We start from the raw sequence: 22,056 nt of genomic DNA on the forward strand, positions 1-22,056 counted from the left end.
AGCAAACGTGTCACTCCAGTGGCGGCAGATGAACGCGGCTTTACCGAGCCGCAACACCGTCCCGGAAGGCCACGATCAGATAGCCTATGGATCCGCCGTAGGTGGCAAATGCCTTGTAGGCGTTCGGCAGATCACCGGCGCGGGCGAGTGTCGCCCCGATTATCTCCCTGCCGTACCGGGAGGGGGTGCTTGCATATCTGAGATTGGAGTCGATGTCGTCGGATGAGGGCTGAGGGATGGAAGCGGCAACGGCGTGCGCCGCCTCGATCTTGCCGCTCATTGTCAGGGCCTCGGCGGCGAGGGCCTTGAAAGCGTCGCGCGCGTGCTCGTTCCGGAGCTGGTTTGCGATGGACGAAGGATTGGCTGGTCGATCCGCCTGCAGCTGCGCGAGAAACAGCAGGCCGAGCCGTGAAGCCGCCTTGGCCCTGTCGTAGCCGGACTTGTCGTCTTCTGGGTCCAGTGCGTTGATTTCATCGACTGTCTGATCGATCAGCCGTTCGACGAGCGGCAGGACGTCGGCCCCCAGTCCAGCGCGTACATAGTTGAGAAGCCAGACCGCCGAGCGTGGCTCATGGACATGCTCGGGCTTGTCGGCCGTGAGGTAGGTTTCCTGCAGCAAGGGCAATGCGGCCTTGAGGGCCGCTGCGATCTTGTCGCGCGCCGCCGCCCGACCCGGATCGGGAAGGTGTAGATGTATCTGATACAGCGCGACAGCCGGGTCCTTCAGCGTCGGCAGGAGTGGCGCCAGTTCATCGGCGCGGCCCATCTCGGTCAGTGCCGTTGCGAGACCCAAGCGCAGGCCTTGCTCGGCGTCGGGCGAGGTGAAGGCTTTCGCCTTCAGCAGACGATGGACGGAGGAAGGCGAGTCGAGCAAGGCCAGCATGCGGCCAATTTGCCGGGCCGTTCCTTCTTCTATCGGACACGAATAGGCGAGGTGCTCAGCATAGTCGAGAGTTGCCTTCTTCGCACCAGCCTTTATGTAATATTCGGAAAGCGTGTAGGTCGGAAAGCCGGGTGGGCAAGGCCTTGCGCCACTTGGGACGGCGGGAGAGCCATGGACACGACCGAGGCGGAAGGAATAGTCGAGGATGACCTTGGCCAGCGCATCCTGATGTGCCCGCGCGAGCGCGCCGCCGAGCGCCAAGGTTACCATATCGGTCCGCGTGAAGCTGCAGAAGTCGTCGGGTGACGTGTACTGGTAATAGCGGTCGAGCCTGAACCCTGGCCGGCGCTTGTTCGCGCAGAGGCCGAATTCGCCCGCGGGCAGCTTGGATCCTTCCTCCATCACAGTCTCGTCGGACACGAAAAGTTCTGCGGCCCGCACGCCACTTTCCACGCGTCCCCGCGCGAGCCTCTTTAATGCAGTGAACCCGATCATCGAAGCACGCGTCTTGTCGTTCCTCACAAGCGCCACAAGCGCTTCGAAGCCACCTTCGATGCCTTGCTCTTCAAGGTGCTGCACGGCAAGAGCGACGCCTCGATCGAATGCATTGCCACTGATCCAGTTCGCTTGTTGCGCCCAGTTTACGACATCGCCTACGCGGTCGACGCCAACACCGGCCTGGAAGAGACTTGCCAGCACAAGCGGTGGCGCCATGGGCCAAGCCTGTTCCATGAACATCGCCGCCAGACCCTTATGAGGTTGCGCTGCTACCTCGGCTTGCTGTTTGGCGGTCGCTACCATCTCGACGAGTTGATTGGCGGCCTGCATCGCTGCGTCCAAGCCGTCCCGCTCCAGTACGCCGTCGACATAGGCTACGAGGGCATCACGCGTGGTCTCAGGCACGATAGACTTTGGCTGCATCAGTTCGCTCAGCAACCGATCCTTGCCGTGAGCCCGCACGAGCGCAGGAATCGCCCAATACGCTGCCGGATCCTGCGACGCCAGCCGTAGGACAGAGGCCGTATCGCCATACTCGTTATAGCTGTAGGACAAGTGGCTCAGGGTGACCCTCTTCTCGACTGCATCACGGGGCGAAGCCAGCAGCTCGGCTTCGGCATCCTTCAGTGCCCGGATCGCGCTGGGATTGTCGCCCGCGGAAGAGTAGGCACGGGCCAGCGCATTGAGCTGACGGGCTTGGTCCCTGGCATCGCCGGTTTCACGACCGGTCTCGCGGACCGCTGCCTCGAGCGTCTTGAGTGCGGGCAGGACGACTGCCGGATCCTGGGCCGAAGCGGGATTGCCAGACGCACTCATCCACACCAGGCCAAGAAGGCCGAAGACAAAGCGTATCGGACTTAGCGGAATCATAGGAGAGGAGTTGCGCGGTCAAGTTGCGGCATCGGCGAACGATACTACAATTTGCCTGCGCTTGTGTCGGCTTCAGGGCTGATCCAGCACGCGCCACAGATACCAGCTCGCCACCGAGCGATAGGGCCGCCACTTCCGGCCTGCCTTCTCCAGCTCTTTCTCTGACGGCAGGACGCGCTTCCGGAATGCCTTCGCATAGGCCTTGCGCAGACTGTAGTCGTCGAGCGGCAGCACGTCGGGGCGGCCGAGGCGGAACATCAGGAACATCTCGGCGCTCCAGCGGCCGATGCCGCGGACCGTCACCAGGCGCTCGATCAGCTCGGCATCCGGGATGTCCTGCGCCACGTCGAGAGTCGGCAGCTCGCCGTCCTCGACGCGGCGCGCGAGGTCCTGCACCGCCAGCACCTTGGCGCGCGACAGGCCGCAGCCGCGCAAGGCCTCGTCCGGCGTCTTCAGGATGTGGCCCGGCGTGAAGCCGTCGGGCGCGTCGGGATAGAGCGCCTCGACCCTGCCGTAGATCGTGGCCGCCGCCTTGTTGGAGAGCTGCTGGTAGACGATGGCCTCGGCCAGCGCGCCGAACAGGCTGCGCGCGTGTTTCAGCTCCATGCGGAACGGGCCGACCGTGTCGATGATCGCGGCCAGCCTCGGGTCGGCAGCCTTGAGATGCGCGACCGCTTTCGCGGGTCTGAACGGAAAGCCGCTCATCGGGCCGCGAACAGGGGGCCCGCGCCGACTTCCGGCGCACCCTCGATCTCGAGCATGCGGCGCTTGGTCGAGACGCCGCCATTGGCCGAGAAGCCGCCCATCCTGCCGTCGGCGCCCAGCACGCGGTGGCAGGGCACGATGATGGCCACCGGGTTCCTGCCCAGCGCTTGCCCGACCTCGCGCGATTCGTGCGGCATGCCGAGGCGCCGGGCGATCTCGCCATAGGTCAGGGTGCGGCCTGGCGGGATGGTGCGCGCCACCTCGTAGACCTTGCGGTGGAACTTGGGTGCGGCCTCGAGATCGAGCGGGATGTCGGCGAGCTCGACGGCGTCGCCCGCGAGCAGTGCCTGTACGCGATCGAGCGCGCGCTGCACGCCGGCCGGCACGGCGTCCGCCTCGACGGCAGCGGGCCAGCGCCGCTTCACGCGGGCCCGCGTCGCGGCGGCGGTCGGCTCGGGCAGCTGCAGACCCGCGATGCCGCGGCCGCTCCAGGCAACGGCGCAGGTGCCGATCGGCGTGTCGAACAGGGCAAAACCTTGGGCGCTCATCGCTGAACCTTCCTGCCTAACCGGTCATCCCGTCAAGTCGGGAGAACCCACAGATAGCCGTCATCAAACTGGCACTGACAACGGCTAGCGTCGGACGGTCGATATTGAGCCGGAGTCGATTGTTTGATCTATCCGCGGGCCGAGAGCCATTCGATCCTGAAGCAGGCGGTGCGCCGTCATAAGGTGCTGTCCCGCGAGGGACTCCTGGAGAAGCTGTTCGAACGGCTGTTCCGGGGTCTGGTCTACGCCCAGATCTGGGAAGATCCCGAGATCGACCTCGAGGCGATGGCGCTGACGCCCGACTGCCACGTCGTGGCCATCGCGTCGGGCGGCTGCAATATCCTGTCCTATCTCACCGCCGATCCGGCGCGCATCACTGCCGTCGATCTCAGCCGCGCCCATGTGGCGCTCAACCGGCTGAAACTCACGGCGGCCCAGAAACTGTCGACCTGGTCGGACTACTATCGCTTCTTCGGCGCCGCCGACTCCGGCGTCAATCCGCGCGTCTACGACCGCGAGATCGCGCCGCATCTCGATGCCGAGAGCCGGGCCTACTGGGAGGGCCGCAGCCTGCACCGGGGCGGCCGACGCCGCATCTCGATCTTTGCGAAGAACGCCTACCGCCACGGCGTGCTCGGCCGCTTCATCGGCGCGGCGCACGTCGCCGCCCGCGTCTACGGCGTCGACTTCGGCAAGCTTCTCGCCGCGCGCACGATCGAGGAGCAGCAGCGCTTCTTCGACACGGTGCTGGCGCCGCTGTTCGACAAGCCGGCCGTACGCTGGGCCACGTCGAACCGCCTGTCGCTCTACGGCCTCGGCATCCCGCCGGCGCAGTACGAGGCGCTGGCCGGCGGCCGCGACATGGGCTCGGTGCTGCGCGACCGGGTCGAGCGGCTGGCCTGCGGCTTCAGCCTCGACGACAATTACTTCGCCTGGCAGGCCTTCGGCCGCGGCTATGCGCGTAACGGCAGCGGGCCATTGCCCCCCTATCTCCGGCAGGAGAACTTTGCCGCGGTGAAGCGCGGCGCCGAGCGCGTCGAAGTCATGAACCGCTCGGTGACGGACTATCTCGCCTCCTGTCCTGCCGGCTCGCGCGACCGCTACGTGCTGCTCGACGCGCAGGACTGGATGACCGACGCGCAGCTCAATGAGCTGTGGGCCGAGATCACGCGCACGGCCCGGCCGGGCGCCCGCGTGATCTTCCGCACCGCCGCCGAGCCCTCGCTGCTGCCGGGCCGGGTCGCGCCCGAGCTGCTCGACCAGTGGCACTATGAAGCCGAGGCGTCGCGCGCCTTCACCGCGCGCGACCGCTCGGCCATCTACGGCGGCTTCCATCTCTATGGGCTGAAGCCTTGAGCACGACCCTCGCCAATGCCGGTCTGATGGATCGGATCTATCGCCGCCAGCGCCACGTCTACGATCTCAGCCGCAAATACTACCTGCTGGGACGCGACCGGCTGATCGACGGTCTCGCGCCGCCGACCGGCGGCCGCGTGCTGGAGATCGGCTGCGGCACCGCGCGCAACCTGATCGCGGTCGCGCAACGCCATCCCGCCACGCCGCTGTTCGGCATCGACCTGTCGCTGGAGATGCTCGACACGGCGCGCCGCCGCGTCGAGCGCGAGGGGCTGGGCGGCCGCGTTCGTCTGGCCCATGCCGATGCCACGCACTTCGACCCCGCGCTACTGTTCGGCGTGCCCGGCTTCTCGCGCATCTTCTTCTCCTACACGCTGTCGATGATCCCGGAATGGGAGAGGGCGCTGGCGCAATCGGTCGTCTGGCTGCAGCCGGGCGGCGAGTTGCATCTCGTCGATTTCGGCGACCAGGAGCGGCTGCCCCGCTGGTTCCGCGGCGGCCTGCGCCAGTGGCTGGCGCTGTTCCACGTCATCCCGCGCGACACGCTGGAGGCCGCTCTGGCTCGGCTGCCGGGCGGCATCGAGGTCCGGTGCTTCGAGCGGCCGCATCTCGGCTACGCCCAGTACGCCGTCTGCCGCCGCGCGACCTAGTCCGCCATCCCCTCAAAGACATGGCGCCCCTGTCCCAGGGGCATCGCGCGGGGCATTGGCAACCGACCGCGGCGGGTGCTAACCCGACACCAACGATTGCCTGTGTCGGGAGTACCCAAGATGACTGAAGCCTTCATTTGCGACGCGATCCGCACCCCCGTCGGCCGCTACAATGGCGGCCTGGGCGCCATGCGTGTCGATGACCTGGCCGCCCATCCGATCAAGGCGCTGATGCAGCGCAACGCCAATGTCGATTGGGGCTCGGTCGACGACGTCATCTATGGTTGCGTGAACCAGGCCGGCGAGGACAACCGCAACGTCGCCCGCATGGCCGGGCTGCTCGCGGGCCTGCCGGTCGAGGTGGCCGGCGCCACCGTCAACCGCCTCTGTGGCTCCGGCCTGGAGGCGGCGGGCCATGCCGCCCGCGCCGTGAAGCTGGGCGAAGCCGACCTGATGATCGCCGGCGGCGTCGAGGGCATGACCCGCTCGCCCTACGTGATGGGCAAGCCCGAGAGCGCCTTCGACCGCTCGATGAAGCTTGAGGACACGGTGCTGGGCTGGCGCTTCGTCAATCCGCGCCTGAAGGCGGCCTATGGCGTCGACCCGATGGGCCAGACCGCCGAGAACGTCGCCACCGAGCACCAGATCAGCCGCACCGACCAGGACGCCTTTGCCTATCGCAGCCAGCGCCGCTGCAAGGCCGCCCAGGAGCGCGGCTTCTTCGAGAAGGAAATCGTCAAGGTCTGCGTCAAGAAGGGCAAGGCCGAGATCGTCGTCGAGAAGGACGAGCACCCGCGCGGCGACACCACGATGGAAACGCTGTCGAAGCTCTCCGCCGCGTTCCGCGACGGCGGCTCGGTGACGGCCGGCAACTCGTCGGGCCTGAACGACGGCGCCTGTGCCATGATCATCGCCTCGGAAGCCGCCGCCCGCGCCAACGGCCTGACGCCGCGCGCCCGCATCCTGGGTACCGTCTCGGCCGGCGTGCCGCCGAGGGTCATGGGGATCGGCCCGGTGCCGGCGACGCAGAAGCTGCTGGCCAAGCTCGGCATGACCATCGGCGACTTCGACACGATCGAGCTCAACGAGGCGTTCGCCGCCCAGGCGCTGGCCGTGCTGCGCCAGCTGGGCCTCGCCGACGACGCCGAGCACGTCAATCCGAACGGCGGCGCGATCGCGCTCGGCCATCCGCTGGGCGCTTCAGGCGGCCGCCTGATGATCACCGCGCTCAACCAGCTCGAAGCCACCGGCGGCAAGCGCGCGCTTGCCACCATGTGCATCGGCGTCGGCCAGGGCATCGCGCTGGCGCTGGAGCGTGTCTGAAGTCTCGACACCGAGACCCTTTCTGAGGCGTGCGGCGCCCGCGCTTCGGTCGCTTCGCTCCCTGCAGCACTATACGCCGCCGGCGCTGCGCCGGGGCGCAGCGCCTAGGCCGTCGCGTTCAGATTGATGCCGGCGCGGCGCATGTCGCTCATCATGCGCTTGCGGCTGTCGTCGAGGTCGATGGCGGCCGTCGCTTCGACCACGACGGCCACGTCGAAGCCCGCCTGGCGCGCATCGATGGCCGACCAGGCCACGCAGTAGTCGAGCGCCAGGCCACAGAAGATCAGTTTCGTGAAACCGCGCGCCTTCAGGTAGCCGTCGAGACCGGTGCGCGTCATGCGGTCGTTCTCGCGGAACGCCGAATAGGAATCGATGCCGGTGTGGAAGCCCTTGCGCACGATCATCTGGGCCTTGGTGATCTCCAGGTCGGGATGAAACGCGGCGCCGGGCGTGCCCTGGACGCAATGGTCCGGCCACAGGACCTGCGGTCCGTAGGGAAACTGCACGGTCGAGAAAGGCTCGGCGTCCTGCCACGAACTCGCGAACGAGGCATGACCGGCCGGATGCCAGTCCTGCGTCAGGACGACATGGTCGTGGCGGCCGATCAGGCGGTTGACCAGCGGGACGATGGCGTTGCCGCCGGCAACGGCCAGCGCACCGCCCTCGCAGAAATCGTTCTGGACGTCGACGACGATCAGGGCCTCGTTCGGCATCCGGTGCGCTCCGCTACAGGGGTGGGATGTCGCCCAGCGCCTGGTCGCGCTCGAACGAGGCGATCCAGGAGTCCAGGGTCTTGCTCTCGATGGCGCCGCGCAGCCCGCGCATCACGTCCTGGTAGTAGTGGAGATTGTGCCAGGTCAGCAGCATCGCGCCCAGAATCTCGTCGGCGCGAATGAGGTGATGCAGATAGGCGCGGCTGTGGTGCTTGCAGGCAGGGCAGCCGCACTGCTCGTCGATCGGCCGCGGATCGTCGCGATGGCGCGCGTTGCGCATGTTGAGCTCGCCGCGCCGCGTGAAGGCCTGCGCCGTACGACCGGCGCGCGTCGGCATCACGCAGTCGAACATGTCGATGCCGCGCTTCACCGCGCCCACGATGTCGCCGGGACGGCCGACGCCCATCAGGTAGCGCGGCCGGTCGGCGGGCAGCATTGGCACCGTATAGTCGAGCGTGCCGAACATCAGTTCCTGGCCCTCGCCGACGGCGAGGCCGCCGACCGCATAGCCGTGGAAGCCGATGTCGATCAGCGCCTTCGCGCTTTCCGCGCGCAGCTCGGGGAAGGTGCTGCCCTGCACGATGCCGAACAGGCCGTAACCGGGGCGCTCCACGAAGGCCCGGCGGCCGCGCTCGGCCCATTTCATGGAGAGCCGCATCGAGAAGGCGGCTTCCGGCTCCTCGACCGGCCAGCTGGTGCATTCGTCGAACGACATGGTGATGTCGGCGTCGAGCAGGCGCTGAATGCCGATCGAGCTTTCGGGCGTCAGGCGATGTTGCGATCCGTCCTTGGGCGAGCGGAAGGTGACGCCGTCGGGGTCGAGCTTGCGCAGCTCCTTGAGCGACATCACCTGGAAGCCGCCCGAATCGGTCAGGATCGGGCCCGGCCAGTTCATGAACTTGTGCAGGCCACCGAGCGCCGCGACGCGCTCCGCGCCCGGCCGCAGCATCAGGTGGAAGGTATTGCCCAGCACGATCTCCGCGCCGGTCTCGGCGACGGATTGCGGCAGCATCGCCTTCACCGTGCCCGCCGTGCCGACCGGCATGAAGGCCGGCGTCTCGATCGTGCCGTGCGCGGTCGTGATGCGGCCGCGGCGCGCGGCGCCGTCGCTGCCCAGCTGCTCGTAGGAAAGGCTCATCGGCGCAACAGACAACAATCGCCGTAGGAATAGAAGCGGTATCGCGCTGCGACAGCGTGCTCGTAGACCTGTTTCATGCGTTCCAGCCCGGCGAAGGCCGACACCAGCATGAACAGGGTCGAGCGCGGCAGATGAAAGTTCGTCAGCAGCAGGTCGACGGCGCGGAACTCGAAGCCCGGCGTGATGAAGATGTCGGTCTCGCCGCTCCACGGCTTGATCGCGCCGTCATGCTCGCGGGCCACGGTCTCGAGGAGACGCAGCGAGGTCGTGCCGATCGAGACGATGCGGCCGCCCAGGATGCGCGTCGCCTCGACGGCGCGTGCCGTGGCCTCGGAAACCTCGCCCCATTCGGCGTGCATCGTGTGCGCGTCGGTGTCGTCGACCCGCACCGGCTGGAAGGTGCCCGCGCCGACATGCAGCGTGACGCCTGCCGTGGTGATGCCGCTGTCGGCGAGCGCGGCCATCAGCTCCGGCGTGAAATGCAGGCCGGCGGTGGGGGCGGCCACGGAACCGTCGTGCTTGGCGAACAGCGTCTGATAGTCCTTCCGGTCCTGGGCGTCGGCGGTGCCGCTGCGAATGTAGGGCGGAAGAGGTACCGTGCCTTCCTGCTCCAGTGCCGTGAGAAAGGCGTGACCCTCCTGGGCGAAGGCCAGCACCAGCGAGCCGTCCTCTTCCTTGGCTTCGACGCGGGCGCGAAGACCCGAGAAGACCAGCGCATCGCCTGGCCGCAGCCGTTTTCCCGGACGGGCAAAGGCGCGCCAGCGCCGGCTGCCGAGATCGCGGATCAGCAGCGCCTCGACCGCGACGTCCTGGCGGATGCCCTGGCCCGGTCGCATGCCCTTCAGACGCGCGGGGATGACCTTGGTGTCGTTGAAGACGAGGAGATCGCCGCGCCGCAGCAGGCCGGGCAGGGACCGCACCGTGCGGTCGTGCAGCGTCTCGCCCGTGACGTCGAGCAGGCGCGCGGAGTCGCGCGGGGAAACAGGCCGCTGGGCGATCAGATCGTCCGGCAGCGCAAAATCGAAAAGGTCGACGCGCATCGAGTGTGTCTGGCCGCCGTCAGGTCTGACCGATGTCCATGACCACGCCGTCGGAATCGTCGGTCGGGGGCAGGGTGTTGAGATCGGCCAGGGCCACGAAGCGGTGCACGCCGTCGACCACGACCCGCTTCACGCGCGCGCGCGTTTCCAGGCAGTGCAGATGCGCCAGCGTCTCGCCGAAGGCGAAGACGATCTGGTTGTTGTCGAGATGGCGGGGGAACAGGATCGGCACCATGTCCCAGCCGGTTGCGCCCTCCGGTCCCCTGCGGGCGATCGCCACTTCCATGTCGTTGAGGCGCGCATCGTGATGGGCCACCAGCTGGTCGAGCCGCGTGTGCAGACCGATGAACGGGAAGCCGTGGCTCGGCAGCACGAGGGCGTCGGCGGGCAGGCGGCGGAAGCGCGAGAAGCCGTCGAGGAACCAGGTCAGCGCGTCGGCCAGCGGCTCGTTGGGCCACACGCCGACATTGGTGCTGATCTTGGGCAGCACCTGATCGCCGGCGATCATCACGTTGAGCTCGGGACACCACAGCGAGGCATGCTCGGGCGCGTGGCCGCGGCCCACGATGACGTCCCAGCGATGGCCGCCGATGGTGATGGGATGCGCATGGATCATGCGCCGGAAGGCGGTCGGCAGCGGCACCACGCCCTTGGCGTAGCCGCCCTTGTGACGGTGGAAGTTGGCGATGCGGTCGGCCGGCACGCCGTTGCGCGCGACATGCGCGGCCCGCGTCTCCTCGCTCTCGACGAAGTCGTTGCGCGCGGCCTGCGCGCTCATGTACTCGCCCAGCGTCATGTAGAGCGGCGCGTTCCACTTCTCGCACAGCCAGCCGGCGAGGCCGATATGGTCGGGATGGAGATGCGTGCCGATCACCCGCACCACCGGCTTGCCCTGGAGCTTCTCGGCGAAGATCTTCTCCCACAGGGTTCGCGTGTCCTGCGAATTGATCCCGGTGTCGACGATCGTCCAGCCGTCCTTCTCCTCGATCAGCCACAGGTTGATGTGGTTGAGCTGGAACGGCAGCGGCATGCGCAGCCAGTGGATACCGGGGGCGACATTCTTGATGTCGCCGGGTTCCGGCACGTCACCACAGGGAAAGCGGAGCTGAGCCAGCAGGCGCTGGGACTCGGAGAGGGCGTCAGGCATGTTTCACCGTAGCTCAAATTTCCTCCCCATTCACATGGGGAGGTGTCGCGTAGCGACGGAGGGGTCATGCCCTCTCGTCATGGCCCCTCTGACCCCTCCGACGGCGCAGACGCCGCCACCTGCCCATGTGAATGGGGAGGGGAAGCTACTTGAGCGCCCGCCAGGCGATGTCCTTGCGGTAGAAGCCCTCGGGCCAGTCGATCAGGCCGACGGCGCGGTAGGCGCGGGCGCGGGCCTCCTCGACGGTCGGGGCCATGGCGCTGACGTTCAGGACGCGGCCGCCATTGGCCAGGATCTTCCCGTCCGGGCCGGCCTTGGTGCCGGCGTGGAAGATCTGCACACCCTCGACCCTGGCGGCCTCGGCCAGGCCACGGATCTCGCTGCCCTTTGGGTAGGAGTCGGGATAGCCCTTGGTCGCCATGATCACGGTCACGGCGGCGTCGGGCGACCAGCGCAGGTCGAGATGCTTCAGGCCGCCCTCGGCGCTGGCCAGCAAGGCCGGCACGAGATCGGATTTCAGACGCATCATCAGGACCTGGGTCTCGGGATCGCCGAAGCGGCAATTGTACTCGACCAGGCGCGGGCCCTTGGCGTCGATCATCAGGCCGGCATAGAGCACGCCCCGGAACGGCGTGCCGGCCTTCGCGAGCGCCCGCACGGTCGGCAGCACGATCTCGTCCATCGTGCGCTGCTGCATGGCGGCGTCGAAGACCGGCGCGGGCGAGTAGGCGCCCATGCCGCCGGTGTTCGGACCCTTGTCGCCGTCGAAGGCGCGCTTGTGGTCCTGCGCGCCGACCAGCGGCAGCACATGCTCGCCGTCGGTCAGGGCGAAGAAGCTCGCCTCCTCGCCCTGCATGAATTCCTCGATCACCACCGAGGCGCCGGCGGCGCCGAAGCGGTTGCCCGAGAGCATGTCGCGCACCGCCTCGACCGCCTGCTCGACCGTCTCGGCGATGATCACGCCCTTGCCGGCCGCGAGTCCGTCGGCCTTGATCACGATCGGCAGGGGCTGGGACCTGACATAGGCCTCGGCCGGCGCGACCTCGGTGAAGCGCTCGTAGGCGGCCGTCGGGATGTTGTTGGCGCGGCAGAGTTGCTTGGTGAAGCTCTTGGAGCCTTCGAGGCGGGCGGCCGCCTTGGACGGGCCCCAGGCCTTGATGCCGGCCTCGGCGAAGGCGTCGGCCATGCCGGCCACCAGCGGCGCGTCGGGGGCGATCACCACGAAATCGATCTTCAGCCGCTCAGCCAGCGCCACCTGGCCCGGGATGTCCTCGGCCCCGACGTCGACGCATTCGGCAACTTGCGCGATGCCGGCATTGCCCGGCGCGCAGTAGAGCTTTGTGCACAGCGGGGAGGCCGAAATCGCCCAGCACAGCGCATGTTCGCGGCCGCCGCCGCCCACCACGAGGATTCGCATGGCGAGGCTTTGACCACAGTTTGCGCCGGCGGCACAAGCGGCTAGGTTCGGCCGACATGGATAACCTCGACGCTCCCGCCGCCCCGAGTAACGTCCCGGAATTCTCGGTTTCCGAGCTCTCCTTCGCCCTGAAGCGCGAGATCGAGAGTTCGTTCCCGCGGGTGCGGGTGCGCGGCGAGATCAGCCAGCCCTCGTTCCCGCGCTCGGGCCACTGCTACTTCCGGCTCAAGGACGAGAATGCCGTGATCGACGGTGTCTGCTGGAAGGGCTCGCTCCCGCGGCTCGGCATCAAGATCGAGGAAGGGCTGGAGGTCATCGCCACCGGCAAGCTCACCACCTATGCCGGCTCCTCGCGCTACCAGATCATCGTCGACCGGCTGGAACTGGCGGGTGAAGGCGCGCTGCTCAAGCTGCTGGAGGACCGGCGCAAGAAGCTGCAGGCGGAGGGGTTGTTCGATCCCGAGCGCAAGCGTGCGCTGCCCTACCTGCCGCAGGTGGTGGGCGTGGTGACCTCGCCGTCGGGCGCCGTCATCCGCGACATCCTGCATCGCCTCAGCGACCGTTTCCCCTGCCACGTGCTGGTCTGGCCGGTGGCGGTGCAGGGCGAGAAGGCGGCGGGCGAGGTGGCCCGCGCCATCGCCGGCTTCAACGGCCTGCCCGAGGACGGTCCGGTGCCGCGGCCCGACGTGCTGATCGTGGCGCGCGGTGGCGGCTCGCTGGAGGACCTGTGGGCGTTCAACGAGGAGATCGTGGTGCGCGCCGCCGCGAATTCCGGGATTCCGCTTATCTCCGCCGTCGGCCACGAGACCGACACGACCCTGATCGACTTCGCCTCGGACCGCCGCGCGCCCACGCCGACGGCCGCCGCCGAGATGGCGGTGCCGGTGCGCGCCGACCTGATGACCGAGACGCTCGACTACGCCAAGCGGCTGGTCGGCGGCATGACGCGCCTGCTGCGCGAGCAGTCGATGCAACTGGCCGGTCTCGCCCGCGGCCTCGGCGATCCGCGCCGCCTGATCGAGGAGCGGCAGCAACGGGTCGATGTCAGTGGCGAGCGGCTGGCGCTGGCAACAAATCAACTGCTCGGACGACTTGATCGCGAGCTTCTTTCGGCACGGCTCATCAAGCCGGAGCTGGTGATTGCCGGAAAAGAAAAGGACCTGCTGGCGCACGACAAGGCTCTCGTGCGCGCGATGGACCGCTTCAAGAGCGACACGCTTCAGAAGATCTCACGGCAAGCTGATCGGCTTGAGCAATTCGGGGAGCGCCTGAAGCGTCACGGCAACGACCTGCTGCTGAACGGTCAGCGCCAGGTCGACCAGGCAGCCAAGCTGCTGGAGAGCTACTCCTTCCACTCCGTCCTCAACCGCGGCTTCGCCCTGGTGCGCGACCAGGACGGCCAGCCCGTCCTCGCCGCCGCCGGCACCAGCGCCGGTCAGACGATCACCATCGAATTCAACGACGGCCGCGTCGGCGCCCGCGTGACCGATGGCGCGGGGGCGCCGAAGCCGGTTGCTCCGCCGCCCGCACCGCCCAAGCGTCGCGACGGCGGCGGCGGCCAAGGGTCCTTGCTGTAGCCTTCCCCCTCCCTAACCCTCCCCCGTATGACGGGGGCGGGAATAAGAGTTCATGTCCCCGCCCCCGTCATACGGGGGAGGGCCAGGGAGGGGGAGAGCAACCCATGATTGTCTCCTCGTCATAATTTCGTCTATTCGTAGCGTTTCACTGACGAGATGAAGAGCTACGCTCAGGACCTCCGCAACAATGCCACCGAATCCGAGCGAGTGCTCTGGAACCGCCTCCGTCGCCGCCAACTCGGCGGCCTCAAGTTCCGCCGCCAGCACCCGATCGGTCGCTACGTTTGCGACTTCGTCTGCCTCGAGGCTGCGGTCGTCGTCGAACTCGACGGCAGCCAGCACGTGACGGACGCACCGTACGACGCCAACCGCGATGCCTTCCTGCGGTCGACCGGTTTTCGCGTGCTGCGCTTCTGGAATGGTGACGTGCTGTCCCGCACCGACTCCGTGGTCGAAACAATTTTCGAGGCGCTGTATCGTTCCGAGATGGAGGGGCGCTTCGATTGAAGTTTTCCTCGATGAATCGAGGGGAGAGCGCCCATGATCGCTGAACCGCTGTCGGCCGAGACGATCAAGAACTTCCTGTATGCGAGTACGGCGACCGTCTCGATGCAGATGTTGAAGCGTGGGTTTCGCAACGTCGCGGTGAACGGGGTGAAGGCGCTCAATCCGGCGGCGGCGCGGATCGTGGGGCCGGCCTACACGCTGCGCTACATTCCGAGCCGCGAGGATATCGACAAGGCGCCCAGTCCCAGCGATCCGCCGAACGCGCAGCGCACGGCGATCGAGGAGTCGCCGCCGGGCTCCGTGCTGGTGATCGGCACCGAGGGCAATACGCGCTCAGGCACGCTGGGCGACATCCTGGCGCTGCGCCTCAAGGTGCGCGGTCTCGCGGGCGTGCTGAGCGATGGCGCGATGCGCGATTCGCCGGTGATCGGCACGTTCGATTTCCCGGTCTATTGCCGCGCGGCGGCGGCGCCGCCCAGCATGGCCAACCTGCGCCCCGTGGAAGTGCAGGTGCCGGTCGGCATCTGCGGCGTTCCGGTCTATCCCGGCGACGTCATCGTGGCCGACGAGGACGGTGCCATCGTCGTGCCGCGACATCTCGCCGACGAGGTAGCGCGCGATTCCTTCGAGCAGGAACGGCTGGAGAAGTTCGTCGCCATCCGGGTGGGACAAGGCCATCCGATCACCGGCACCTATCCGCCGAACGACGAGACGAAGAAACTCTATCAGGCGTGGATCAAGGCCGGTGAGCCTGCCGGCGGGTGAGGAGGTTCTATATGCGTGTTTCATCGATCGCCGTGCTGCTGATGCTCGGCCTGGCCGCCTGCGAAGGCTCGAACGTGGCGATGGCGCCGCCGGGCCAGGACATTGCCGGCAAGCAGTTCGCGCCGCCGCCGCCCGGCATGGGCGCGGTCTATTTCGTCAATCCCTCGACGGCGAGCCCGGTTCTCAACGTCACGGCGAACGGCCAGGAGATCGGGCGCCTCGGCACGCAGACCTGGATGCGCACGGAACTGGCCGCGGGCCCCTACACGCTGCGTTGCCGCGGCGGCGGGTCGGCGAATGCGATGAACATCGAGATCGCGCCCGGCAACATCCGCTACATCGATGTGCAGATGCTGCCCGGCCAGTATGTCTGTAGCATTCGCGAGACCGACCCGGGCTCGGGGCAGGCCGCCGTGATGAGCGGCAGCCGCGCGGCGCAGTATTAGGCCGCCGTCGCGGGAATGCGGGCGATGACCTTGAGCTCGAAGTCGAAGCCCGCCAGCCAGGTGACGCCGACCGCCGTCCAGTTCGGATAGGGCGCCTCACCGATCTCCTCGTCGCGCACCTTCATCACCGTCTCGAATTGCGCTTCGGGGTTGGTGTGGAAGGAGGTGACGTCCACCACGTCGTCGAACGTGCAGCCGGCGGCCGCCAGTACCGCGCGCAGATTGGTGAAGGCCCGCCGGACCTGATTCTCGAAGACCGGTTCCGGCGATCCGTCGTCGCGGCTGCCCACCTGCCCCGATACGAAGAGAAGATCGCCCGAGCGGATGGCCGGCGAATATTTGTGAGCGTTGTAGAGGGCGTGCCGGCCGTTCGCCGGGAAGACCGCGTCGCGTTTGGCCATGTCGTAATCCTTTTGAAGCCCTAAGCCGGAGAATCGCCGTAGGGTGTGGTGATGAGTTCGAGCATGTGGCCGCAGGGATCCTCGAAATAGACGCCCCGGCCACCGTAGAGATGATTGATCTCCCCCGGGCCGCTCTTGTTGGGATGGGCGTAGTAGGGGATGCGGGCATGCCGGATCCGCGCAAACGAGGCATCGAATTCCGCGTCGTCGACGAGGAAGGCGTAGTGGGTCGTGCTGGGATGGGGCGTGCCGATGAAGTCGAGGGTAACGCCGTTCGACATCTGCACCGGGCGGAACGGGCCCCATTGCGGGCCGGCTTCGACGCCCAGGATGCCGGCGAGGAACTCGGCCGACGCATCCTTGTCCTTCGCGTGGACGATCAGGTGATTGAGGGCTGGCATCGAAGTCCTCCTGCGGCTGTCCTGAACGTAGGCAGGCCGCGGATGACTTCAACCGGTTACGTGCCGGTGATCGGCGGAGCGATCAGCCGCCGCCCTTCTCGCAGACGAAGGCCTTGAAGGTGATGATGTCGCTGGGGACACCCTTCTCCTTGCAGTATTCCTCGAACTCCTGCGGCGTCACCGGCACCATCTTGATGGCGTGACGACGGCTGCGCCAGTCGGACATGCGGCTCATCTCCTTCAGATGCCAGTCGGCATAGGAGCTGAGCGGATAGTGTTTCACGATGCGCTGCAGCACCTCGTGGTCGGATGCGGTCACTTTGGCGAAGTACTGGATGGCCATGCCGGTCTGCCCTCAGGAATGCGGACGCCGCATCTACTCTTCCTCGGGGGTGGGCCGCAACCCACAATGAACGGGGGCAATATGTCGCTCAGGGGGCGGCGGCGTCGGGCAGCACGCGATTGCGCAAGGGCTGCCAGTGACTGCGCGGAATGACCTGCAGCGCCTCCAGGAACTGCCGCGCACAGCGTTCCCAGGTGAAGGTTTCCGCATGGCGGCGGCAATCCTCGGGATCGCGCGACACCGCGGCCAGGCAGGCGGTGCGCAGGTCCTTGTCGAGCGCACCGACCTTGGAATCGGTCACGACGTCGAGCGGTCCCGGCACGGGATATCCGGCGACCGGCACGCCGGAGGCCAGCGCCTCGACCATCACGAGGCCGAACGTGTCCGTGACACTCGGGAAGACGAAGCAGTCTGCCTGTGCATAGCGATATGAGAGCTCGGCGGAGTCGACCGAGCCGAAGAACCGTGCATTCGCGTAGCGGCGCTGCAGCGACTTGAGCTGCGGCCCGCCGCCCACCACCCATTTGGTGCCGGGCAGGTCGAGGTCGAGAAAGGCCTCGATGTTCTTCTCGATGGCGACGCGGCCGGCGTAGAGCCAGATCGGGCGGGGATCGCCGATATCCTCATGCGGCTGCGGCTGGAACGCGGTGATGTCGACGCCGCGCGACCATGGCACGAGGTTCCTGAACCCGCGCGCGCTCAGCTCGTCGCGGATCGCCGGCGAGACGACCAGCACCCCGGCGGAAGGCGCGTGGAACCAGCGCACGAAGGCGTAGCTCCACGAGAGCGGCACCCGGATGCGGGCGCGGACATATTCGGGAAATCGCGTGTGATAGGCGGTCGTGAAGGGAATGCCACGGCGCCGGCAGAAACCGCGCGCCGCCCAGCCGAGCGGTCCTTCGGTGACGATATGGATGGCATCGGGCGCGAACAGCTGCAGCATGTGACTGAGCCGCGAGGACGGAAACAGCGACAGCCTGATCTCGGGGTAGGTCGGACAGGGCAGGGTGCGGAAGCGGTCGGGGCCGAACACCTCGACCTCGTGGCCTTCGGCGCGAAGGATGCGTGCCACCGTCTCGAGCGTGCGGACGACGCCGTTGATCTGGGGCCGCCAGGCGTCTGAAACGATGGCGATGCGCAAGCGTCTACTCCGCGGCGAGTTGAACTTGGGACAGCGGCAGGCGCGAGGCGCGGCGGGCCATCTCGTCCGCCCAGTGGACGATGCGCAGGCGGCCGTCGAAATCCTCGACCAGCGCGGTGCAGCTCTCGACCCAGTCGCCATCGTTGCAGTAGAGCACGCCGTCGATCGTGCGCATCTCGGCGTGATGGATATGCCCGCATACGACGCCATCGACGCCGCGGCGGCGGGCTTCGCTTGCCACCGCCTTCTCGTAGTCGTTGATGAACTGCACCGCGTTCTTCACCCGGTGCTTCAGGAACGCCGAGAGCGACCAGTAGGGCAAGCCGAGCTTGCGCCGTCCCCAGTTGAAGATCGTGTTGAGGCGCAGGGCCGCGGCATAGGCCCAGTCGCCGAGGATGGCGAGCCAGCGCGCGTAGCGCACGATGCCGTCGAACTGATCGCCATGGATCACCAGCAGTTTCCTGCCGTCGGGTGTCTCGTGGATCGCCTCGTCCTCGACCCGCACGTCGCCGAAGGTGAGCTGGCAATATTGCCGCGCCGCCTCGTCGTGGTTGCCGGGGATGTAGACCACGTTGGTGCCCTTGCGGGCCTTGCGCATGATCTTCTGAACCACGTCGTTGTGGCTCTGCGGCCAGTACCACCAGCGCTTGAGGCGCCAGCCGTCGACGATGTCGCCCACCAGGTAGAGATGCTCGCTCTCGTTCCTGCGCAGGAAGTCGAGCAGCAGGTCGGCCTGGCAGCCGCGCGTGCCGAGATGGATGTCGGACAGGAAGATCGCCCGGTGACGGGCGGGCTGGTTTCGCTCGTGGAGCGTCATGATACAGGCACGGTCATGTGGATAGTGTCGGGCCGGCACTAAATCTGTTGTGCGAGATTGCACGGTACGCATGGGATTGTGTAAGGGAGCCGTTGCGTGGAGGTGTATCGGTTGTGACTGTTCGATGACATTCGCCTCAATCACCGGCGCTGCCCCATCGGTGCTTCTCATTTTCAATCCAACGGCTGGCCGTCGCCGCCGCGGGCTGGTCGATGCGGTCGTGCGCCACGTCCGATCGCTGGGCTGGACGGTCGATGTCGTCGAGACGGCGGCGCCGGGCGATGCGCGCCGCCTTGCCGAACAGTGCGATGCCGGACGCTATGGCGTGATCGCGGTCGCGGGCGGCGACGGGACGATCAACGAGGTGGTGAACGGCCTCGCCGCGCGCGCCGCCACGGCGCCGCCGCTCGCCCTCGTGCCGCTGGGCACCGCCAACGTGCTGGCGCACGAACTGGGACTGGGTTCGACCGCCGCGGCGCTCGCCCAGGCCATCACGGCCGGCCGCGAGGTGCTGATGCATCCGGGCCAGGCCAGTGGCGCCGGCCGTCCTCGCTGCTTCTCGCTGATGGCCGGCGCGGGCTTCGATGCCAAGGTGGTGGCGGGCGTCAGTGCGCCGCTGAAGCGTCGCTGGGGCAAGGGCGCCTATGTCTGGCGCTCATTGGTCGAGGCAAGGCGCTACCGTCCGGTACGCTATGCCGTGGAGATCGACGGCGTTACCCACGAGGCGGCATCGGTGATCGTGACGCATGCACGTCACTATGCCGGCCCCTATGTCGTGGCGCCGCAAGCGTCGCTCGGCGCCCCGCTGTTGCATGTCTGCCTGTTCGAGCGCTGGGGCTGGATGCACGCGCTCCGGTTCGGCGCGGCGCTGGTGCTGGGCACGCTGCCGCGGACGCCGGGCTATCGCGTCGTTGCCGGGCGCCAGGTCAGGATCTCGGTCCTGAACGACGCCGGCGAAGAGCGCCGTCAGCCGGTCCAGATCGACGGCGACGACGCGCTGACGTTGCCCGTATCGATCGGCCTCTCGACCGAGGCGGTGCGGTTGTTGAGGCCGGATTCCCCTCACGCTGCTCGCCCCTAGGGGGAGAGCTCTTGCATGGGAGGTAAACGTCGCTCACTGCGTTCGGGGGACGCCGAGCAGGAGTGCTAGCGCCGGGCGTAGAGCGCGGCCACGTCGTCCGAGGACAGGCCGAAGATCTGCGCGATCCGGTCGATCTCTTCCGTCGGCAGGCTCACGAGGTTCGAGGTCGTCTCGAGATCCGCCAGCATGAGTTCTTCCATGGGAACGAACTTGATCGACCGCCGCGCCCGAGGCGTCTTGGGCTTGGGCGCAGCTTCGGTCGTCCGGGCGCGTCTAGGGGCGACGTAAGCTGCCGTGACAAAGTCGGTAACAGTGGGAGCCGGTTTCTTCGTCATGGAACCACCCCTATGCGCTTGAGGTATATAAGCACCGACGGGCCGTCGGAAAAGTCGAGTTCTCCCTTCCATTCGGTTCCCATCAACAAGTGCTTGCCGAGTGTCGTGTCGCGGACCGGGATGGCACTGCCAGCGAGCGCCCGCAGCGCCAGCCGGTCCGGCGAGGCAAGCAGCTTCTGGACGGCATCGAGTTCCGCGGGCTTCAGCTCGGACGCGATGGCGAGCAGCTTCCGTCGCAGCACCCCGGCCAAACGCGCCCACTGGCCAGCGGTTTCGGGCAGGAAGCCGTAGATGGCCCAGACATAGCCGCCATGGGTCAGGCTGGCGACGAGGCTGATCCGTGTGATGCCGCAGTCGCGCAGCACCAGCAGGAGGTTCTGCAGGATGTGCTTGAAGGCGCCGGTGCGTTGCGTCGCCGGCGTCAATACCGTCCAACTCAGAAATGCGCGCTGCTGCTGCGGGTCGATGCGGAATGCGATGCTGGCGATCCTGGTGCCCGCCTGGAAGATCTGCATGCGGACCAGCAGACGGTCCTCCGAGATCAACCGGAGGACCATATTTGCGCCATTGAAGCGAAGCGTCAGCGCCTGCGAGAAATGGATCAGGTCTCGCTTGAACCAGGTCGTGCACCATCGGTTGACCTGGGCGAACTGAGTGCCGCCGAAGCTGCGCAGGCCTCCCCGGCTGCCGATGCCGATGAAGGCGGTCACGGGGACGCGTCTTTACCGCACCGCCTGCAGGCGCCGTACCGACTCCTGCGTGGGATGGCCGTCGGCCGGCAGGGCCTGTTGCTGCTGGAAGAGGCGCAGGGCGGAGCGGGTCTTGGGGCCCAACAGCCCGTCGGCCTCGTCCTTGTAGAGGCCGAGGCGCGCCAGGCGCATCTGCATGTCGATCACCGTGTTGCGCGAGATCGGCGCATCGTCGGCCGGGGCCTGCTGCTGCACCGGCGGGCCGCCGGCGATCTGGCGGGCCAGGATGCCGACCGACAGGGCGTAGAGGGTGGACCGGTTCCAGTTCATCACCGCCTTGAAGTTCGGATAGATGATGAAGGCGGGGCCGCGAAAGCCGGCGGGCAGCAGGATCGAGGCGGCATCGTCGACCGCGGGCAGGGCGCCGCCGTTCATCTTCTTCACGCCCATCGCGGCCCAGGCCTTCACCGGCTTCTCGACCGTCGTGTCGGCCTGGTCGAGCGGGAATCCCTGGGGCAGCATCACCTCCTCGCTCGAGGGGAGGCCGGGCTTGAAGCCGACGCCGCGCAGGTAGTTGGATGCGGAGGCGAAGGCGTCGGGCAGGCTGTTCCAGATGTCGATCCTGCCGTTGCCGTCGCGGTCGACCGCCCATCGGGTGAAGGTCGAGGGCATGAACTGCATGTTGCCCATGGCGCCGGCCCACGAGCCGCGCATCTGGTCGCTGGTCATGTGGTTGCTGTTGAGGATGCGCAGCGCCTGGACGGTCTCGTTGCTGAAGAATTCGCGGCGCTTGGTCATGCAGGCGAGCGTCGCGACGGAGCGCACGACGCGGAAATCGCCCATGTAGGTGCCGTAGTTCGTCTCGATGCCCCAGAAGGCCATGATGTACTGCGGCGGGATGCCGTATTCGGCCTGCAGCTGGTCGAGCAGGGCGCGGTGCTGCGCCAGTTTCTGCTGACCCTTCTGAATGCGATCGAGCGAGACCGTGCCGCCGACATACTTGGCATAGGTCAGGGAGAATTCGGGCTGGCGATTGTCGAGATCGACGACCTTCTGGTCGGGCGTCAGTCCCTGGAACGCGCGGTCGACGACCGATGCCGGTACGCCCTGCTTCAGCGCATCGGTCTTGATGCCAGCCAGGCAGTCGCGGAAGCCACCATCCTGGGCGTACGCGGGTGCAGCCCCGAGGAAGGCGGGGCTGCAGAGAAGTGCCGTCGTTGCGGCGAGAATTCGTGCATTGGGCATGAAGGTCATGCCCGGCAGTT

The 22,056-nt window shown here is 67.3% G+C and carries 24 protein-coding genes; 8 read left to right on the forward strand and 16 right to left on the reverse strand.

The genetic code is table 11. The annotated features are described in order from the left end of the window. Positions 1 to 40 precede the first annotated feature (40 nt). The 3 genes from ACO07K_RS02580 to ACO07K_RS02590 form a co-directional block, all read right to left on the reverse strand. Positions 41 to 2,197, reverse strand: coding sequence for a hypothetical protein (locus tag ACO07K_RS02580; protein WP_422034360.1), 2,157 nt, complete (start codon positions 2,195 to 2,197; stop codon positions 41 to 43). Between the two features lie 126 nt (positions 2,198 to 2,323). Next, the gene (locus ACO07K_RS02585) at positions 2,324 to 2,956 is read right to left on the reverse strand and encodes a DNA-3-methyladenine glycosylase family protein (protein WP_422034361.1); all 633 of its coding nucleotides are present in this window, start codon (positions 2,954 to 2,956) and stop codon (positions 2,324 to 2,326) included. After that, positions 2,953 to 3,504 carry a methylated-DNA--[protein]-cysteine S-methyltransferase gene (locus tag ACO07K_RS02590; RefSeq protein WP_422034362.1) on the reverse strand — a complete coding sequence of 184 codons (552 nt, stop codon included), beginning with the start codon at positions 3,502 to 3,504 and terminating at the stop codon, positions 2,953 to 2,955. Before ACO07K_RS02590 ends, ACO07K_RS02585 begins: the two co-directional genes overlap by 4 nt. Positions 3,505 to 3,630: 126 nt before the next feature. Here ACO07K_RS02590 and ACO07K_RS02595 point away from each other — a divergent pair, with 126 nt between their 5' ends. From ACO07K_RS02595 to pcaF, 3 genes are all read left to right on the forward strand, one after another. Further along, positions 3,631 to 4,860, forward strand: coding sequence for a DUF3419 family protein (locus ACO07K_RS02595; RefSeq protein WP_422036621.1), 1,230 nt, complete (start codon positions 3,631 to 3,633; stop codon positions 4,858 to 4,860). A 26-nt stretch (positions 4,861 to 4,886) separates the two neighbouring features. Further along, positions 4,887 to 5,510: a class I SAM-dependent methyltransferase gene (locus ACO07K_RS02600; RefSeq protein WP_422018209.1), complete on the forward strand. Its 624-nt coding sequence runs from the start codon at positions 4,887 to 4,889 to the stop codon at positions 5,508 to 5,510. A gap of 120 nt (positions 5,511 to 5,630) precedes the next feature. Beyond that, the gene (gene pcaF, locus ACO07K_RS02605) at positions 5,631 to 6,833 is read left to right on the forward strand and encodes a 3-oxoadipyl-CoA thiolase (RefSeq protein WP_422034363.1); all 1,203 of its coding nucleotides are present in this window, start codon (positions 5,631 to 5,633) and stop codon (positions 6,831 to 6,833) included. Between the two features lie 104 nt (positions 6,834 to 6,937). On the opposite strand, the gene pncA is transcribed toward pcaF, so the two are convergent. The 5 genes from pncA to purD form a co-directional block, all read right to left on the reverse strand. Beyond that, on the reverse strand, positions 6,938 to 7,546 hold the full coding sequence (gene pncA / locus ACO07K_RS02610; RefSeq protein ID WP_422034364.1) for a bifunctional nicotinamidase/pyrazinamidase: 609 nt from the start codon (positions 7,544 to 7,546) through the stop codon (positions 6,938 to 6,940). Between the two features lie 13 nt (positions 7,547 to 7,559). Next, positions 7,560 to 8,684 carry a tRNA guanosine(34) transglycosylase Tgt gene (gene tgt / locus ACO07K_RS02615; RefSeq protein ID WP_422034365.1) on the reverse strand — a complete coding sequence of 375 codons (1,125 nt, stop codon included), beginning with the start codon at positions 8,682 to 8,684 and terminating at the stop codon, positions 7,560 to 7,562. Beyond that, positions 8,681 to 9,724 (reverse strand): tRNA preQ1(34) S-adenosylmethionine ribosyltransferase-isomerase QueA, encoded by a 1,044-nt coding sequence (queA, locus tag ACO07K_RS02620; RefSeq protein WP_422034366.1) that lies wholly within the window; start codon positions 9,722 to 9,724, stop codon positions 8,681 to 8,683. Before queA ends, tgt begins: the two co-directional genes overlap by 4 nt. 19 nt (positions 9,725 to 9,743) lie before the next feature. Then, a complete protein-coding gene (locus tag ACO07K_RS02625; RefSeq protein ID WP_422034367.1) occupies positions 9,744 to 10,871 on the reverse strand; it encodes an MBL fold metallo-hydrolase in 1,128 nt (375 codons plus the stop codon). A gap of 145 nt (positions 10,872 to 11,016) precedes the next feature. Continuing rightward, positions 11,017 to 12,288 (reverse strand): phosphoribosylamine--glycine ligase, encoded by a 1,272-nt coding sequence (gene purD / locus ACO07K_RS02630; protein WP_422034368.1) that lies wholly within the window; start codon positions 12,286 to 12,288, stop codon positions 11,017 to 11,019. Positions 12,289 to 12,344: 56 nt separating this feature from the next. On the opposite strand from purD, the gene xseA reads away from it, so the two are divergent. The 4 genes from xseA (at position 12,345) to ACO07K_RS02650 (ending at position 15,583) form a co-directional block, all read left to right on the forward strand. After that, a complete protein-coding gene (gene xseA, locus ACO07K_RS02635) occupies positions 12,345 to 13,865 on the forward strand; it encodes an exodeoxyribonuclease VII large subunit (RefSeq protein ID WP_422034369.1) in 1,521 nt (506 codons plus the stop codon). A gap of 156 nt (positions 13,866 to 14,021) precedes the next feature. After that, positions 14,022 to 14,372: an endonuclease domain-containing protein gene (locus ACO07K_RS02640; protein WP_422034370.1), complete on the forward strand. Its 351-nt coding sequence runs from the start codon at positions 14,022 to 14,024 to the stop codon at positions 14,370 to 14,372. 33 nt (positions 14,373 to 14,405) lie between these two features. Next, complete coding sequence (locus ACO07K_RS02645) at positions 14,406 to 15,137, forward strand: ribonuclease activity regulator RraA (RefSeq protein WP_422034371.1); 732 nt, start codon at positions 14,406 to 14,408, stop codon at positions 15,135 to 15,137. A gap of 11 nt (positions 15,138 to 15,148) precedes the next feature. Beyond that, positions 15,149 to 15,583 carry a hypothetical protein gene (locus ACO07K_RS02650; RefSeq protein ID WP_422034372.1) on the forward strand — a complete coding sequence of 145 codons (435 nt, stop codon included), beginning with the start codon at positions 15,149 to 15,151 and terminating at the stop codon, positions 15,581 to 15,583. Here the strand turns inward: ACO07K_RS02650 and ACO07K_RS02655 are convergent. From ACO07K_RS02655 to ACO07K_RS02675, 5 genes are all read right to left on the reverse strand, one after another. After that, positions 15,580 to 15,984 carry a RidA family protein gene (locus tag ACO07K_RS02655; protein WP_298310071.1) on the reverse strand — a complete coding sequence of 135 codons (405 nt, stop codon included), beginning with the start codon at positions 15,982 to 15,984 and terminating at the stop codon, positions 15,580 to 15,582. The genes ACO07K_RS02650 and ACO07K_RS02655 overlap by 4 nt on opposite strands. A gap of 20 nt (positions 15,985 to 16,004) precedes the next feature. Further along, positions 16,005 to 16,385: a VOC family protein gene (locus tag ACO07K_RS02660; protein WP_422034373.1), complete on the reverse strand. Its 381-nt coding sequence runs from the start codon at positions 16,383 to 16,385 to the stop codon at positions 16,005 to 16,007. Positions 16,386 to 16,467: 82 nt separating this feature from the next. After that, positions 16,468 to 16,728, reverse strand: a complete 261-nt coding sequence (locus ACO07K_RS02665) for a hypothetical protein (RefSeq protein ID WP_298310067.1) — start codon at positions 16,726 to 16,728, stop codon at positions 16,468 to 16,470. Positions 16,729 to 16,816: 88 nt separating this feature from the next. Next, positions 16,817 to 17,869 (reverse strand): glycosyltransferase family 4 protein, encoded by a 1,053-nt coding sequence (locus tag ACO07K_RS02670; RefSeq protein WP_422034375.1) that lies wholly within the window; start codon positions 17,867 to 17,869, stop codon positions 16,817 to 16,819. A 4-nt stretch (positions 17,870 to 17,873) separates the two neighbouring features. Beyond that, positions 17,874 to 18,686, reverse strand: coding sequence for a UDP-2,3-diacylglucosamine diphosphatase (locus ACO07K_RS02675; RefSeq protein WP_422034376.1), 813 nt, complete (start codon positions 18,684 to 18,686; stop codon positions 17,874 to 17,876). A gap of 124 nt (positions 18,687 to 18,810) precedes the next feature. On the opposite strand from ACO07K_RS02675, the gene ACO07K_RS02680 reads away from it, so the two are divergent. Then, positions 18,811 to 19,767, forward strand: coding sequence for a diacylglycerol/lipid kinase family protein (locus ACO07K_RS02680; protein ID WP_422034377.1), 957 nt, complete (start codon positions 18,811 to 18,813; stop codon positions 19,765 to 19,767). A gap of 65 nt (positions 19,768 to 19,832) precedes the next feature. Here ACO07K_RS02680 and ACO07K_RS02685 read toward each other — a convergent pair whose 3' ends face one another. Genes ACO07K_RS02685 through ACO07K_RS02695 form a run of 3 tightly spaced genes read right to left on the reverse strand, consistent with a single transcriptional unit; the run spans position 19,833 to position 22,045 of the window. Continuing rightward, the gene (locus ACO07K_RS02685) at positions 19,833 to 20,102 is read right to left on the reverse strand and encodes a hypothetical protein (RefSeq protein WP_422034378.1); all 270 of its coding nucleotides are present in this window, start codon (positions 20,100 to 20,102) and stop codon (positions 19,833 to 19,835) included. Further along, positions 20,099 to 20,812 (reverse strand): hypothetical protein, encoded by a 714-nt coding sequence (locus ACO07K_RS02690; protein ID WP_422034379.1) that lies wholly within the window; start codon positions 20,810 to 20,812, stop codon positions 20,099 to 20,101. Before ACO07K_RS02690 ends, ACO07K_RS02685 begins: the two co-directional genes overlap by 4 nt. 12 nt (positions 20,813 to 20,824) lie before the next feature. After that, positions 20,825 to 22,045, reverse strand: a complete 1,221-nt coding sequence (locus ACO07K_RS02695) for a lytic murein transglycosylase (RefSeq protein ID WP_422034380.1) — start codon at positions 22,043 to 22,045, stop codon at positions 20,825 to 20,827. Positions 22,046 to 22,056: the final 11 nt, after the last annotated feature.

The sequence above is a fragment of the Reyranella sp. genome (genome assembly GCF_965228225.1).
Classification (GTDB): domain Bacteria; phylum Pseudomonadota; class Alphaproteobacteria; order Reyranellales; family Reyranellaceae; genus Reyranella.